Raw genomic sequence first — 15,183 nt, forward strand, 5'->3', positions numbered from 1 at the left:
CCGTTACCGCTCGATCTGGCGGTTCCAGCGCGTATCCCACTGCGCGCGGCGCGCGTTGATCGCGGCCCAGTCGACCACCGTCACCTTGCGCACCAGATCGTCGACATTGCCGAGGCTCTGCTGCATCCCGGCGGGCATCTTCGCGAGACGGTTGGTCGGGATCTGCTTGCCGGCCTCGGCGGCCTTCGTCTGCGCGGGCGCGGACAGCAGGAACTGCGCGAGCTTCTGCGCGAGCTGCGGATCGGGATTGTTCGCGACCACGCACAGGTCGACGAGCAGCAGCACCGGGCCTTCCTTCGGGTTCGCGTACGCGACCGGAATGCCCTTGTCCTGCAGGTCGCCGACACCCGTCGGCGTGAGCGGGAACAGGCCGGCCTCGCCGGTCTGCACCATCTCGGAGATCTTCGCGGAGTTCGGGATGTACTCGACGACGTTCGGCCCGACCGTGCTCGCCCACTTGCTGAAGCCGGGCTCCACGTTCTGCTCGCTGCCGCCGAGCAGCCGGTTGATCGCGAGGAAGCCGTGCAGCCCGAACGTGCTGCTCGACGCCGACTGGAACACGACCTTGCCCTTGTATTTCGGATCGGCGAAATCCATCCACGACGTCGGCGGCGCCCAGCCCTTCTCCGCGAACAGCTTCTTGTTGTACGCGATGCCGGTCATCCCGAGCTGCACGCCCGCGCCGACGTCGTCCTTCATCCGCGCGAACGGGTACAGCTCCTTCAACACCGGCGAATCGTCGAGTTTCTGGCACACGCCGAGGCTGACCGCGCGCGCCATCACGCCGTCGTCGAGGAACGCGACGTGGATCTGCGGCTTGTTGCGATTTGCAAGCAGCTTCGCGAGCACGTCCGACGACGTGCCGGGCACGACGACGACCTTCACGTTGTTCGCCTTCTCGAAGTCGGGCAGCACCTGGCTCGTATAGGCCTTTTCCATCGGCCCGCCGTTCATGCCGATGTAGATCGTCTTCGTTTGCGCGAACGCGGGGGCGCTGGCGCCCGCGATGCAGAGTGCGGTGGTGGCCGCGATCGTACCGAGCAGTTTCATCGAGAGGTCTCCTCTTGGGGGAAAGGGGCGGTCGGCGCCGTTTGACGGAAGAAGCGGCCGATCGAGAATGCATCGAGTGGCGTGGCGGTTTCGCCGGTCGTGACGAGATCGGCGAGCACGTCGCCGACGCCCGGCGCGAGCAGGAATCCGCCGCCGGAAAAACCGAACGCATGCAGCAGGTTCGGTGTCGTGCGGCTCGCGCCGATGATCGGGTTGTGGTCCGGCGTGCAGCCTTCGACGCCGCTCCACGTGCGGATCAGCAGCGCGTCGCGCAGCGCGGGCAGCAGCGCGCACGCGTCGCGCATCACCGCGCGCGTCGTATCGACCGACGGCTGGCCGAATTCGCCGTCGCCGCGGCCGCGCCCGCCGCCGATCACGCAATTGCCGCGCGCGACCTGCCGTGCGTACACGCCGCCGCCGTACACGCCGAGGTTGTGCGCGATGAACGGCGGCAGCGGCTCGGTCACCCACATGTTCGGGTAGATCGGCTCCATCGGCACGGCTTCGCCGAAACGCTCGGCGATCGTGTTCGCCCATGCGCCGGCCGAATTGATCAGCCACGTCGCGGTGCATGCGCGACCGCTTGCGTGGAAGTGGAAGCATGTGCCGTCGTGATGAACGTCGTCGACGGGCGTGTGCTCGAACACGTCCGCGCCCGCCGCGCGGGCCGCGCGCGCGAACGCGGGCGACACGAGGCGCGGGTTCGCATGGCCGTCGGTCTCGCACAGCGAGCCGCCGAGCGCCGCGCGGCCGAGCCACGGATAACGACGGCGGAACGCGTCGCCGCGCATCACGTGCAGCGGCAGGCCGTGCTCGCCGGCAAGCGCGGCATACGCGTCGAGCGCATCGAGATCGGCGTCGCTGCGCGCGAGCCGCAAGTGGCCCGACACGACGAATTCGCCATCGATGCCGATCTGCTCGGGCAGGCGATCCCAGATGCGCCGCGCGCGCAGCGCGAGCGGCAATTGCTCGGCCGGGCGGCCCTGGCAGCGCACGCCGCCGTAGTTCACACCGCTCGCTTGCGCGCCGCAGTCGCGCCGCTCGAACAGCCCGACACGCAGGCCGCGCCGCGTCAGCGCGAGCGCGGCCGATGCGCCGACCAGGCCGCCGCCGACGATCGCGACGTCGTAGTGCCGGTTCTCACTCATCGCGCGCCTCGTCGGGAATCGCCGCGACGTCGTCGCCCGCGAGCGCGGCCGAGATCGGGAACGGCTTCACGGGTGGTTGCGCGCGCAACCGGCCGGCGTCGGCGAGCGGCCGGCCGGTTTCGGCGGCCAGCACGAGCGCCGCTGCGTCGCCGCACATGCGGCCCTGGCAGCGGCCCATCCCGACGCGCGTCAGCGCTTTCAGCCGGTTGAGTTCGGTCGCCGCGCCGCCACGGATGCAGCGGCGCAGCGTGCCCGCATCGATTTCCTCGCAGCGGCACACGATCGTGTCGTCGGGGCAGCGTGCGGCCTGCTCGACGGGCGGCGCGAATGCCGCTTCGAGGCCCGCGCGGAATGCGCCAATGCGGGCGAGCGTGCGTTCGAGTGTCGCCGCATCAGGTTTGCCGGACGGCGATGGCGACGCGATGCCCGCATCGTCGAGCAACGCAAGCGCCACGCGCCGGCCCGACGCTTCGGCCGCGTCGGCGCCCGCGATGCCCGCACCGTCGCCCGCGACGTAAATGCCGCGCACCGACGTGCGGCCGGCCGTGTCGCGCTCGGGCAGCCATGCGCGGTTCACCGGATCGAAACCGAACCGGCAGCCGGCGAGATCGGCAAGCTGCGTTTCCGAACGCAAACCGAAGCCGAGGCCGAGCGCGTCGCAATCGAGCACGCGCGGCTGCGCATCGCCGCCGGCTGCGCGCCACGCGAGCCCCGTAACATGTTGATCGCCGAGCACGCGCTCGAGCGTGACGCCCGTTTCGATTGCCACGCCATGCGCACGCAGCCAGCCGATGTAATAGAGCCCCTTCGCGAAGGTCGACGGCATGCGCAACAGCGCGGGCGCGGCGGCGGCCTGGCGGCGCAGCGGGCTCGTGTCGAGCACGGCCGCGACCTGCGCGCCGGCCTTCGCATATTGGTACGCGACGAGATACAGCAACGGCCCCGTACCCGCGAACACGATGCGCCGGCCGATCGCGCAGCCCTGCGCCTTCAACGCGACCTGCGCGCCGCCGAGCGTATAGGCGCCTGCGAGCGTCCAGCCCGGCACGGGCAGCATGCGGTCGGTCGCGCCGCTTGCGACGATCAGGTGCGAGAACGGCACGGTAATTTCTCGCCCGTCCTGCAGCGTATCGACGCGGCCCGCGCCGCATGCCCACGCGAGCGTGTTCGGCCGGTAGTCGACGTGCGGCAGCAGCGCGGCCATCGTCCGGTGCACGGCATCGGCCTTCGCGGCTTCGAATCCGTACAGCGCGCTTTTGCCGCGCGCGAAGCCGCCGTCGGCCGGCGGTTGACGATAGATCTGCCCGCCCCAGCGCGCGTTCTCGTCGATCACGACGGGGCGCAGCCCCGCGTCGACCAGCGCCTCGGCCGCGCGCACGCCGGCCGGCCCCGCGCCGACGATCACCGGTTGCAGTGCGGCGTTCATTGCGTGTCTCCGGTCGCGGCCGGTTGAACGGCGGTGAGAATCCGCATGCCTTCGACGATCGGCGTCGAGCACGCGCGCACGCGCGCGCCGGCCTCGGTGCGCACCCAGCAGTCCTGGCACGCACCGATCAGGCAGAAGCCCGCGCGCTGTTGGCCACTGAATTCGCTGACGCGCACGCGGCGCTGCGCGACGAGGATCGCGGTGAGCACGGTGTCGCCGGCGAGCGCGTGCGCGAGGCGGCCATCGAGCGTGAACTCGACGACGGCGCGCTCGCGCTCGGCGACGCGCACGAACTGCGCGCCGTCGGCCGGGTCGTTTTGGGAACGGGAAACGGGAGTCGACATCAGTGTTGGCCGATCAGGATGCGGTTCAGGCCGTACACGCGATCGAGCAGCAGCATCGCGCCGGCGGTGATGAAGATGACGAGCGCCGACACCGACGCCATCATCGGGTCGATCGACTCGGTCGCGTACATGTACATGCGCACGGGCAGCGTGACCGTCTGCGGCGACGTGACGAAGATCGACATCGTCAGCTCGTCGAAGCTGTTGATGAACGCGAGCAGCCAGCCGCCGGTGATGCCGGGCACGATCATCGGCAGCGTGATGCGGCGGAACGTCGTCCACGGGTCCGCGCCGAGCGAGCACGCGGCCTGCTCGATGCTGCGGTCGAGGCCCGCGACGGACGCGAGCACGAGCCGCATCACGAACGGCGTGATGACGATCATGTGCGCGAGCACGAGCCACGCGAACGAGCCGGTCGCGCCGATCAGCGCGAAGAAGCGCAGCAGCGCGATGCCGAGCACGAGGCCGGGGATCACGAGCGGCGACAGCAGCAGCCCGTTCAGGAACGCGCGGCCGGGAAACGCCGCGCGGCCGATCGCAAGGCCCGCCGGCAAACCGATCGCGAGCGACAGCGTCGCCGACGCGAACGCGAGCTTCAGGCTGTTGAAGAACGCGGTGACGAAGTCGGGATAGTCGAGGATCGCGCGGAACCAGCGCAGCGACAGCCCGTGGGTCGGCAGCGTCAGCGTTTCGTCGGGCGTGAACGCGACCAGCACGACGATCGCGAGCGGCGCGAGCACGAACAGCATCACGAGCGTGTGGAACGCGAGGGCGAAGGGGCCGTTCTTTCTCATCGGGATGCGCCTCCGAGGCTGCGTGCGTAGCGGCGTTCGAGCACGCGGTAGTAGGTGAGCATCACGACGAGGTTCGCGACCAGCAGCAGCACCGCGATCGTCGCGCCGAGCGGCCAGTTCAGCGAGCCGAGGAATTCGTCGTAGACGGCCGTGGCTGCAACCTTGAGCCGGCGTCCGCCGAGCAGGCCGGGAATCGCGAACGCGCTCGCCGACAGCCCGAACACCATCAGGCTGCCCGACAGCACGCCGGGCATCAGCTGCGGCAGCACGATGCGGCGCAGCGTCGTGAACGGCGATGCGCCGAGCGACAGCGCCGCGTGCTCGGTTTGCGGATCGAGGCGCTGCAGCGCGGTCCACACCGGAATCACCATGAACGGCAGCATCACGTGCACCAGCGCGATCACGATCGCGAAGGTCGTGTATTCGAGCTTGTAGGGTCCGAGACCGACGAGCCCGAGCGCCTGATTCACGAGCCCGCTCGTGTTCAGCAGCATGCTCCAGCCGAACGCGCGCACGACGACCGACACGAGCAGCGGCGCGAGGATCGCGAGCAGGAACAGCGAGCGCCACGGGTCGCGCATCTTCGACAGCACGTACGCTTCCGGCGTGCCGATCGCGACGCAGATCGCGGTCGTCAGTGCGGCAATGCCGAACGTGCGCGCGAAGATCGTGTGGAAGTACGACGAGCCGAGCACTTCCGCGTAGTTGCCGAACTGGAGCGCGGCGATCGGCCCGGTGGCCGGGTCGTAGCGGTAGAACGTCAGCACGAACGTCATCGCGAGCGGCACGAGCACGAGCGCGGCGAACAGCACGAACGCGGGTGCGCACATCAGCCACAGCGGCGCATGCGCGCGCCACGTTGCGCGCATCGAGCGCCCGGTGGCGGCGCGCGCCGGTACGGCATCGGGCGCCGTGGACCGAGCGAGGCCGGCCGTCGCGCCGTCGGTGGGCAGCGGGCGGGAAGGCTGTCGCATTCAGGCCTCCCGGCGCATCACGCGCACCGCGTCGCTGTGCCAGTCGATGCCGACCGGTGCGCCTTCCGCGAGCGGCTCCGCGCCTTCGTTCTGGCAGCACACGAGCACTTCGCCGAGCGCGCTGTCGACGCGGTACAGCCACTGGCTGCCGAGGAAGAAGCGGCTCGTGACGGTCGCGGCGAAGCGGCCGGTATCGGGCGCGCACAGCCGCAGCTTCTCGGGCCGGATGCAGACCGACACCGCATCGCCGACGCGCATGTCGCGCTCGCGCGGCGGCAGGTGCGCGGTGCGTCCGGTTTCGGCGAGGTCGTGCCCGAGGTCGATGCGGATCGCGTCGCCGTCGTGCGCGACCACGGTGCCCGGCAGCAGGTTCGCCTTGCCGATGAACTGCGACACGAAGCGGTTCTCCGGGCGCTCGTAGGCCTGATACGGCGTGTCGATCTGCGTGACGCGGCCGGCTTCCATCACGACCACGCGATCGCTGATCGACAGCGCTTCCGATTGATCGTGCGTGACCATGATCGTCGTCGTGCCGATCTTGCGCTGGATCGCGCGCAACTCGAACTGCATGTCCTCGCGCAGCTTCGCGTCGAGGTTCGACATCGGTTCGTCGAGCAGCAGCACCGGCGGCTCGATCACGACCGCGCGCGCGATCGCGACGCGCTGCCGCTGGCCGCCCGACAGCTCGCGCGGAAAGCGGTGCGCGAGCGTATCGAGGCGCACGAGCGCGAGCGCCGCGCGGATGCGTTCCGCGCGCTCGGCCTTGTCGACGCCGCGCATGTCGAGGCCGAAGCCGACGTTCTCCGCGACGCTCATGTGCGGAAACAGCGCATAGCTCTGGAACACGATGCCGAGCCCGCGGCGGTTCGGCTTCAGGTGCGTGATGTCCTGCCCGTCGAGCGCGATGCGGCCGCGCGTGACGTCGACGAAGCCGGCGATCATCTGCAGCGTCGTGGTCTTGCCGCAGCCCGACGGCCCGAGCAGCGACACGAATTCGCCTTGTTCGACCGACAGGTTGACGTCGGCGACGGCGGTGAGTTCGCCGAAGGTTTTCGTCAGATCCGTAAGCGTGAGAAACGACATGGGGAGCTCCGGGTTCGCACACCGCGTAGCCGGTGCGCCGATGACGCGGACTCTAGCCAGCCATATTTCGGAGCGTCAATTTCGAATTCTGCTGAACGGGATGAATTTCGAAAAAATTCCGTTGAACGGAACGGATCGACGTATCGCGCGCAAATCGTTCCGATGAATGAAGGGTGGCCGGGCCGCGAAACGTACGCGTCAATCCCGTACACACCCGGATGCCCGCGGAATTTCGGCCGGACGACAATGGCGGCTAACGTATTCCGTTCAATGAAATCATCGAGGAGAGCCGGCATGCAGGAACCCCTTTCGTCCGGAATGCCCGGCACGCCAGTCGCGCGCGCTCCCGGCGCCGACGAGGACGCCGATCCGGCCGGCGCGCCGGGCACCGGCATGCTGCAGCGCGCGTTCGCGATCCTGCGTGCGCTGGCCGGCATGCAGCAGGACGGCGTGCGCGTCACGCATCTCGCGAAGGCCGTCGGCCTCACGCAGGGCACCGCGCACCGGATCCTGCAATCGCTGATCGCCGAAGGGATGGTCGAGCAGGACGAGCAGTCGAAGCTGTACCGGCTGAGCGTCGATTTCTTCGCGCTCGCCGCGCTGGCCGGCAACCCGAGCAGCATGCGCACGCTGTGCCGCCCCGCGCTGCTACGGCTGTGCGCGAGCCTCGGCGAGACGATCTTCCTGCTCGTGAAGAGCGGCTTCGACGCGGTGTGTCTCGACCTGTGCGAAGGGCCGTTCCCGATCCGCTCGTTTACCGGCGACATTGGCGGGCGCATCGCGCTCGGCGTCGGGCAGGGCAGCCTCGCGATCCTCGCGTTCCTGCCCGAAGCCGAACGCGAGGAAGTGATCCGCTTCAACGTGCCGCGCATTCGCGGCTACGGCGTGCTCGACGAGGTGTACCTGCGCACCGAGATCGAACGTGTGCGGCAGCTCGGCTATGCGGGCCGCAACAGCGGCGTGCTCGACGGGATGGCCGGCGTCGCGGTGCCGATCCTCGATCGCACCGGGTACCCGGTCGGCGCGCTGAGCGTCGGCACGCTCGCGTCGCGCCTCGGTGACGACCGGATGCCGATGATCGTCGAACTGCTGCGGCGCCAGGCCGACGCGATCGGGCCGCGCACCAACCCGTTCGACGCCGCGCTGCGGCGGCCGATGCACGGGCTATCCGGGAAAACCGTATAACGGAGTTGCGCGTCGCCGCGCGTTGCCGTTTCGTCAGCTTGCTTACGCGAGCCATTCGCGTCTTCTCGTCGACCTGTTCCGGCCGCACATGATGCCGATGAACATGCTCGTGTATCGCGTGACGTGTTTCGCGAATGCGGCGGATGTGTGCATGACGATGGTCGGTGGACGCGTGCTGTCGTTCGATGAGGATGCGATTCTCGAGCGTGTGAACGAAGTCGCGGAACTCATGATCGAACGCGGCGGGTTGCGTCATCTGCTCGACGAGCCGACGACGCTGTGGGGCGCAGTCACTATTGATCCGATCGGTCGCTGTGCCGGCGGCGGTTCGCGCGCGAGGGTTTCGTCAGCGTCGGGCAACGCGACATTGCCGATGGTTGCCCGTCGGCGGACATGCTAGGATTTCTTCCAAACTACTCCGGAGACTGCTATGCCGTTCATCTGCGAAAACGTTGAATGTCGTGCCGTGCTGGCTCGCGGGCAGGTCAGGTCCAGGCAAGAGGACGACGGGTGGTGCTTCTACTGCCCGGACTGCAATGCGAGGAACGAGTTGAAGGATATCGGTGCGCCAGGCGGTCCTGTCGAGTTGGTTCAGCCGGAAAGATCCGACCTTCCGCACAAGGTCATCGCGACGGCCCGACCATTGGAGGATGGCAGATACGCAGCGCAATTGCGCGTTCAGCGGGCACTCGGTGTGAAAGGAACGTACGCGGCCGAAGAGCATTGGGAGCAGCTCGGCGTGTTCCCGGACCCGCAAGCGGCCGTCGCGCACGCAAAGTCGTTCGCAACGGAGCTGCTGGGACAAACGGCCTAGACGCGAGCGGCACGCTGGATTGCGCGATACCTGGCCATGCGCGGATCGGTACGGGAGGCCCACGACCGTGGGTCCGCGCGACAGCCCGGTGCTGTGCGGCATGCGCAAACGGGTGCCGCGTCACACCGAATACTTCGTCGAACAAGAGGTCACTGACCTCGATTCACGCAGCACCACTGACAGCGAGCTTGACGAATAGTCTGGCTGCTTCGTTGCCATGGGACAAAGCGCGCAGCGCAAGGGCGAGCGCCAGCTGGGCGTCGTGGGTGGCCGCGCTGCGATCCTGCTCGAAGAGCTTGACCGCGTGGCGCATGTGCTGTGCCGCTTGCGTGTGAAGCTCGACGGCCGCCGCATGAAGTTTTGCGACGTCCGCGGCACTTGCGGCCGAGCCGGTCGATGGAGGTGTTGTCGAGGGCGTATTGGCACCGTGCGCGCCGGCGTCGTGTGCCTGATCGATCGCATGCAACGTGTGACCGTGAGCCATCATCGCCTGATGGGCTGCGTGGGCAAAGTCCTTGCCGTCCTCGAAATGCCGCGACGCCTCACGGTGATATCGCGCGGCCTGCTCGTGGTGCGACGCCGCGGCTTCCAGATGCCCTTTCTTGCTGTGCTTCGTGTTCATGCCGGCTCCAGTGCAACTTCATGACTGACTCGGATGGCGACCGATTCGAAGACACGGTGGCAGGTCGCAACGACGTTCTAATCTACACGCACTTGCGCCATGTGTGGCATTTGCGTGTCGCGGGACATCGGCATCGCGTTCGGTCTGCTTTTGCACCGGGTTGTCGTGGTGGCCATGCATAGTACTATCGGTCCGGGCACGCCGTCGGGAACCTGTCGGACTGCTTGCAACTGCGTCGGCCAGGAACAAGAATTGCCGAGTCGGGCCACCGAATCCCCGTGGGCCCCTCCGGCGGATTTCGCGCGTCAGACAGTCAAGCACCTTCCAACAGCACGATGCTTCCCGACATCAGCCATGGCATTTTTGCTTTGGTACATGAATACGCCATTTTTGGAAGCCAGCGCAATGAACTCATCGAAACGCGATTCGAGCCGGCCCGACGTGCTGATTATCGGTGGCGGGCCCGCTGGTGCGACGGCAGCGGCCTTCCTGAAGATGAAAGGACGCGACGTCGTGCTCGTGGAGAAGGAAGCCCATCCGCGCTTCCATATCGGCGAAAGCCTGCTGCCACGCAACCTCGACATATTCGAGCGGCTCGGTGTTCTGGAGCAGGTACGAGAGATCGGTGTCCATAAACCGGGTGCAGAGTTCGTCTCGGACCGTACGGGTCGCAGTTGCGCGTTTCCGTTCGAAAACGCACTGAATCGGGACCGTACGCACGCGTGGCAAGTACGGCGTGCGGACCTCGATGCGTTGTTGTTCAGACACGCCGCCGCGTGCGGGGCAGAGTGTGTCGAGCGTACTCGTGTCACGACAATCAAGCTGGACGATGCCGGCGGGCGTCACGTCGTGTCCGCGCAGGACGAATCGGGCGGCACCCGCGAATGGCATCCGCGCTACGTGCTCGACGCTTCGGGCCGCGATACGTTTCTCGCGTCGCGGATGAAGGTCAAGACTTCGAACAAATACAACAACACGGCGGCCGTTTATGCGCATTTCACTGGCGTGGAGCGTCGTGAAGGCGAACTCGCGGGCTACATCAGCATTCATCTTGCGGAGGATGGCTGGTTCTGGCTGATCCCGTTACCCGATCACACGATGAGCATCGGCTTTGTCGGCGATCAATCGGCATGGAAAGGGCGCAACGGAACGCCGACCGATCTGCTGACCGAGCGTATCGCTTCGAGCCCGACCGTCGCGGCTCGCACGCAAGGCGCACAGCGCGTATCGGACGTCTACAGCACGGCCAATTACAGCTATCGCGCCAGCGAGGGCACCGGTAACGGTTTTCTGATGATCGGCGATGCCTACGGATTCGTCGATCCGATGTTCTCGACAGGCGTATTGATGGCGATGACTGGCGGCGAGCTCGGCGCGCAGGCCGCCCACGTGTGGCTCGACGATCCGGTACGCGGAAAGAAGCTTGCGCAAGCAGCCAACCGGGAACTGTCAGCGGCAATGGATCGGATCAGTTGGCTGATCTATCGAGTGAACGATCCGGTCATGCGTACGCTTTTCATGGCACCGTCCAATCGCCTGTGGATGCGAGACGGCATCGTCAATCTGCTGGCGGGAAATCTCCGGGGGAGCTGGCGCGCGGCACTGCCGGTGATGTGCTTCAAGGCCGTGTATCACGTGCTCTCGGCACTGCACCGCCGTGGAGTCGAGATTGCGCTGCCGGAGACGCCCGCGACTGGAAGCTGATCGGACCGGATACCCGGCCCCGCCCGGCAGCGACCGCTTGCCGATTGCAGATCGGACATTGCCGAAAGCATCGGCGACGCACTGCAACAGGTCGTCAGGCGACGTCCGACACAACCCACGATCGAAGCATCGACCGTCGCCAGGCCCGTTACTTCACCTTGAACGAATAGTCGCCGTGTGTGCGATGTCCGTCCGACGCGACTGCGACCCAATGCACCGTGTACGTGTCGGGCGGCAACGTCGGCAGCGCAACATGTATCGATTTCCTGTCGTTCGGATCGACTTCGGCCTTGGCGGTATTCACCTGGTTACCGTTCGAATTGCTGACGTTCAGCGAACTGAACGCGGGTTCGAGCGGTCCGTCGAACTCGATCGCCACGCTTGCCGGCGCCGCCACTTCGGCTCCCGCCGACGGTGACTGATGGTGCGGAAACACATGCGCGAATGCCATCGACGCGATCGAGATACCTGTCGCGAGGGCTGTTGCGCGCAAGCCGTGACGAAGTCGCTTGAGTGCCGGCATGGCTATTCCCCTTTGCCGAAAAATGGCTTGCCAAGCGAGTGGGGCATCACGTCGTCCAGGAACAGGTGTGCCTGGAACAGGACGCCAACGCCCTTTCCGCTTGCATGGTTGACCGGAATGACCGCTTCGGCGCCAAACTGGCCCCATCGGTTGAGCCAGAGCAGGCCGGGATTGATGCTGCCGGTCGTATGTCCCGAACAGGGGCCGCCTGTACAGGTGCTCATCGGCAACTCGACGACCGGTATCAGGTTGCTGAACGGTGCCTTGAGTCCCACGTCCTGCACGAAATTCTGCAGATACGGCAGGCTGTATTGCACGGTGACGCCCCAGCTCAACGAATCCGGGTCGGCGTTGTTCGTCGTCAGGCGCGGACCGATGGTCCCGGTGATCGCGAGCGGCTTCAGATACTTCAGGCTATCCGGCAAATCGCCGAATCCCTTGCCGACGTATAGCGTCGGCGTGATCGCCGAGTGCGGATCGGCGATCGACCTCGCTCCGGTGCCGCCCAGTTCCGCGATCGCGCCAACGGAGGCCATGAACTCGTGCTTTTCGTTGACGTAGAAGCGGTATTTGACACCGATCGCGAAGTTGTCGAATCCGCGGGCCGAACCGCCATTCGGCGCGTTGACGTTGACGTAGGTTCCCACCACCGAAAGGGCGACACTGGGCGTGATCAGTTTGTCCCACTCGAGCGACGTCGTGTTGGTGTTCTGCTCGTCGCCATCGTCGGTCAGCGATTTGACGTGGCCGAATTCGAGATTGATTTCGTCGCCGACACCGGGGTCGTCGACCGCCATCGTCGCCGGGAAAACCCGATTGCCGGCGATCGCATGCGCCGATGCAAGCGATGGAAACAGAAGCGGGACGGCGACGGTCGCCGGAGCAATGAGGGCCGCAAGCATCGGCATACTGCCGCGTGCAGGAATGATGGTGCGCATGATTCGATCCTTGTGAGAGGCGCTGATGTGCTCGCGAGCCTGTCAAAAGACGCGCGAGCACATGGCGATGCAGTGACGCTGCATCGCCGTCTGGCTGACTCGATCAGGATGAAAACGGGGGCGCACGCGGCTGGGCCGCAGCGAAGTGGAAAACGCTGTGAGGTGTCTGGAACGCCGGTGCCGACGTGGAATGAATCGGCCAATCCGTCGGCACGAATCCCGAGGTCCCGCCCAGCAACGCGGGCATGTCGGCAAGCAGCCCGCAGTATGCGCATGCCTGCCAGTGGCCCGCCTTCTCGGGCAACGACGCGTGGTCGGGGCCCGCAACGTCCGCGCCGTTCTGCGCGGTACAGAACGCCCCGGATAAGGCGTCGAACTGCCGCTCGGACGAAAGGCTTTGCGATATCGTTGGCGCGAGCGTCGCCATCAGGATTGCAAGCAATCCCAGGATGCTGCCTATCCTCCTGCGAAACAGGGCTGACATGATTTCGGTGGAATCGCACGCTCGTCGGCACGTTGCGGGGAGTATGGCATAGGCACCGGACGGTCCGGATGGGGAAGTTCCCTACTTATGTGTGGGCATCGGGAGGTGCTTCGCGCGTGTTCGGACTATTCGTCGGCGTCTGCTCTTGCAGCCTGCGACCTTCGGCTTGAAGTATTCAAGCGACAACTGTGGCAATCCGCGAAGCACTTCCTGCATCGACGACCCGGTTGCCGGAAAGGAAGTGGAGGCGTCGCGTGTTCCGCCGGCTGCCGCCGGCCACCTCGTCAGTTATGGATATCGAACGAGAAGTACTTCTTCGCGATCCGCTGGTACGTCCCATCCTGAATCAGGCTCGCAAGCGCCTGGTGGATCTGCGTGCGCAGCGCACCTTCATCCGTTCGCAGATCGCGTTGCCGAGATCGATGTCGAAGCCGACGAGCTTGCCGTCGGGTGCGAGCGATTCGAACGGCGCGTAGCTGGGATCGACGCCGAGACGCAGCACCGCCGGGTCTTTCGCGGCGGCGGCGCCTGCCGTCAGCGCGAGCGCGACGGCCAGTACGCGCTTTTTCATTTCTGTCTCCAATACCGATTGATGTTGTTTGTCGTGAAGCGAACCAGCGGCCGATGGGCGTGACTGCCCGCGCCTGGCCATGCGCGGGCGGCTGGACGATCAGGGAATGCGGTTCAGTGAACGGCGCCGGTGATGCGCGCCATGCTGTGCCGGTAGCCGGCGGGTGAAAACGAGGCGTTCAGCGCGGCCATCGCCACGATCACCGCGATATGCATCCACCACGCGGTCTCGAAGCCGCCGCCCGCGTCGCGCAGCCAGCCGATCAGCCAGGGGCTCGCCGCTACGGTCAGGAAGCCGACACCCTGCACGAAGGCCGCGAGCGCACCCGCGAGCCGCGCGTCGGGCAGGTGGTCGAGCGTGACGATCAGGCTCATCGAGAAGAAGCCGCCGAGACCGACGCCGACGCTCGCGACCCAGAGCCACGGCGCGAACGCGGGCAGCGTCGCGAACCCGGCGAAACCGGCCGCTTGCAGCGCGAGCGTGAGCCACAGCACGTTGCGGCGATCGGGCGAACGTTTCGCGAACATCGGCATCGCGAGTGCGCCGATCGCCTGGAACAGCGCCATCCACGCGAGCAGGTTGCCGCTCGCCTGCGCGCTCATGCCGACGCTGCGATAGAACGCGGGCAGCCATGCGACGAGGCTCGCGTAGCCGCTGTTGCTGAGGCCGAAGAACAGCGCGAGCTGCCACGCGCGCGGAATGCGTGCGAACGCGGTGATCGGCGCCGACACGGCCGTCGCGTGCACGTTGTCGCTTGGCGCTTTCGCGCGCCATAGCGCGAGCGTGACGAGCGCGGGCACGGCCCACACGGCGAGCGCGAGATGCCAGCCGCCGTGCGCGGCGAGCCACGGCGCCGCGACCGCGCCGAATGCGCCGCCGCCGACCAGCGCGGCCGAATAGAGGCCCATCGCGAGCGGCAGCCGGTCGACGAACCAGCGTTTCGCGAGGCCCGGCACGAGCGCCTGGACGACGGCGACGCCGGCACCCGCGACGATCGCGGTCGCGATCAGGCCCGCGCTGCCGCCGGTCCACAGGCGTGCCGTGCAGCCGGCCGCGATCAGCGCCAGCGCGGCGGCCAGCGCGCGCTGCTCGCCGAAGCGCCGCGCGAGCCCGACGCCGACCCCGGCGATGACACCCATCAGCACGAACGGCAGCGTGGTCAGCAGCGCGGCCGCGCGAAAGCCGAGGCCCGTGTCGGCGCGCACGACGTCGAGCACGGGGCCGAACGCGGTCAGGAACGGACGCAGGTTGAGGCCGGCCAGCACCAGCAACGCGAGCGCGCCATAGGAGACGGAAGCCGCGTGCGGGCGGTGTACGGCTTGCGCGGTGCCGGGGTCGGTCATCGGGATGCTCCAGGGAGGGGCCGGTGGCCCTGAGATGCGATGCCGAAAGGGTAAGCGCGCACCACGCCAGGTGAAAATTAAATATTCGACTGGGAACCAGTGCGAATTGCGATGGGACGACGCGGGATGGCGGGGACGCATGGACGCGGCCGCGCGGGACCGGCCGTTGGCGTGCGCTTC

At 67.0% G+C, this 15,183-nt stretch carries 16 protein-coding genes and 1 pseudogene; 4 read left to right on the forward strand and 13 right to left on the reverse strand.

The genetic code is table 11. The features are described from left to right. Positions 1-3 precede the first annotated feature (3 nt). Genes OEJ37_RS07740 through OEJ37_RS07770 form a run of 7 tightly spaced genes read right to left on the reverse strand, consistent with a single transcriptional unit; the run spans position 4 to position 6,819 of the window. Entirely contained in the window at positions 4-1,050 is a 1,047-nt protein-coding gene (locus OEJ37_RS07740; protein WP_174420701.1) for an ABC transporter substrate-binding protein, read from the reverse strand. Next, positions 1,047-2,198, reverse strand: a complete 1,152-nt coding sequence (locus tag OEJ37_RS07745; protein WP_175917500.1) for an NAD(P)/FAD-dependent oxidoreductase — start codon at positions 2,196-2,198, stop codon at positions 1,047-1,049. The genes OEJ37_RS07740 and OEJ37_RS07745 overlap by 4 nt, the downstream gene beginning before the upstream one ends. Beyond that, positions 2,191-3,624: an NAD(P)/FAD-dependent oxidoreductase gene (locus tag OEJ37_RS07750; RefSeq protein WP_175917501.1), complete on the reverse strand. Its 1,434-nt coding sequence runs from the start codon at positions 3,622-3,624 to the stop codon at positions 2,191-2,193. Before OEJ37_RS07750 ends, OEJ37_RS07745 begins: the two co-directional genes overlap by 8 nt. Further along, on the reverse strand, positions 3,621-3,968 hold the full coding sequence (locus tag OEJ37_RS07755) for a (2Fe-2S)-binding protein (protein ID WP_175917502.1): 348 nt from the start codon (positions 3,966-3,968) through the stop codon (positions 3,621-3,623). Before OEJ37_RS07755 ends, OEJ37_RS07750 begins: the two co-directional genes overlap by 4 nt. Next, positions 3,968-4,762, reverse strand: coding sequence for an ABC transporter permease (locus OEJ37_RS07760; RefSeq protein ID WP_072442145.1), 795 nt, complete (start codon positions 4,760-4,762; stop codon positions 3,968-3,970). Before OEJ37_RS07760 ends, OEJ37_RS07755 begins: the two co-directional genes overlap by 1 nt. After that, complete coding sequence (locus tag OEJ37_RS07765; RefSeq protein ID WP_174420697.1) at positions 4,759-5,736, reverse strand: ABC transporter permease; 978 nt, start codon at positions 5,734-5,736, stop codon at positions 4,759-4,761. The genes OEJ37_RS07760 and OEJ37_RS07765 overlap by 4 nt, the downstream gene beginning before the upstream one ends. Further along, on the reverse strand, positions 5,737-6,819 hold the full coding sequence (locus OEJ37_RS07770; RefSeq protein ID WP_175917504.1) for an ABC transporter ATP-binding protein: 1,083 nt from the start codon (positions 6,817-6,819) through the stop codon (positions 5,737-5,739). A gap of 294 nt (positions 6,820-7,113) precedes the next feature. Between OEJ37_RS07770 and OEJ37_RS07775 the strand changes: the two genes are divergently transcribed. The 3 genes from OEJ37_RS07775 to OEJ37_RS07785 all read left to right on the forward strand — a co-directional run bounded on the left by OEJ37_RS07775 (position 7,114) and on the right by OEJ37_RS07785 (position 8,818). After that, positions 7,114-8,004 carry an IclR family transcriptional regulator gene (locus OEJ37_RS07775; protein ID WP_174420695.1) on the forward strand — a complete coding sequence of 297 codons (891 nt, stop codon included), beginning with the start codon at positions 7,114-7,116 and terminating at the stop codon, positions 8,002-8,004. 151 nt (positions 8,005-8,155) lie between these two features. After that, positions 8,156-8,404, forward strand: a complete 249-nt coding sequence (locus tag OEJ37_RS07780; protein WP_263343822.1) for a hypothetical protein — start codon at positions 8,156-8,158, stop codon at positions 8,402-8,404. A gap of 30 nt (positions 8,405-8,434) precedes the next feature. Then, positions 8,435-8,818: a hypothetical protein gene (locus tag OEJ37_RS07785; RefSeq protein WP_152856625.1), complete on the forward strand. Its 384-nt coding sequence runs from the start codon at positions 8,435-8,437 to the stop codon at positions 8,816-8,818. A 163-nt stretch (positions 8,819-8,981) separates the two neighbouring features. Here the strand turns inward: OEJ37_RS07785 and OEJ37_RS07790 are convergent, their stop codons facing one another. After that, positions 8,982-9,440 carry a hypothetical protein gene (locus OEJ37_RS07790; RefSeq protein WP_175917505.1) on the reverse strand — a complete coding sequence of 153 codons (459 nt, stop codon included), beginning with the start codon at positions 9,438-9,440 and terminating at the stop codon, positions 8,982-8,984. A 354-nt stretch (positions 9,441-9,794) separates the two neighbouring features. Here OEJ37_RS07790 and OEJ37_RS07795 point away from each other — a divergent pair, with 354 nt between their 5' ends. Further along, positions 9,795-11,144 carry an NAD(P)/FAD-dependent oxidoreductase gene (locus OEJ37_RS07795; protein WP_208459170.1) on the forward strand — a complete coding sequence of 450 codons (1,350 nt, stop codon included), beginning with the start codon at positions 9,795-9,797 and terminating at the stop codon, positions 11,142-11,144. A 148-nt stretch (positions 11,145-11,292) separates the two neighbouring features. On the opposite strand, the gene OEJ37_RS07800 is transcribed toward OEJ37_RS07795, so the two are convergent. The 5 genes and pseudogenes from OEJ37_RS07800 to OEJ37_RS07820 form a co-directional block, all read right to left on the reverse strand. Continuing rightward, the gene (locus OEJ37_RS07800; protein WP_175917506.1) at positions 11,293-11,667 is read right to left on the reverse strand and encodes a copper resistance protein CopC; all 375 of its coding nucleotides are present in this window, start codon (positions 11,665-11,667) and stop codon (positions 11,293-11,295) included. Positions 11,668-11,669: 2 nt separating this feature from the next. Further along, complete coding sequence (locus OEJ37_RS07805) at positions 11,670-12,605, reverse strand: hypothetical protein (protein ID WP_263343823.1); 936 nt, start codon at positions 12,603-12,605, stop codon at positions 11,670-11,672. A gap of 103 nt (positions 12,606-12,708) precedes the next feature. Beyond that, on the reverse strand, positions 12,709-13,089 hold the full coding sequence (locus OEJ37_RS07810; RefSeq protein WP_263343825.1) for a DUF2946 domain-containing protein: 381 nt from the start codon (positions 13,087-13,089) through the stop codon (positions 12,709-12,711). Between the two features lie 379 nt (positions 13,090-13,468). Further along, positions 13,469-13,660 (reverse strand): annotated as a pseudogene (locus tag OEJ37_RS07815) (transporter substrate-binding domain-containing protein); the annotation flags it as partial. Between the two features lie 113 nt (positions 13,661-13,773). Next, the gene (locus tag OEJ37_RS07820; protein WP_263343827.1) at positions 13,774-15,003 is read right to left on the reverse strand and encodes a cyanate transporter; all 1,230 of its coding nucleotides are present in this window, start codon (positions 15,001-15,003) and stop codon (positions 13,774-13,776) included. Between the last annotated feature and the right edge of the window lie 180 nt (positions 15,004-15,183).

This window comes from Burkholderia sp. BKH01, assembly GCF_025685725.1.
Taxonomy (GTDB): Bacteria; Pseudomonadota; Gammaproteobacteria; order Burkholderiales; family Burkholderiaceae; genus Burkholderia; species Burkholderia pyrrocinia_C.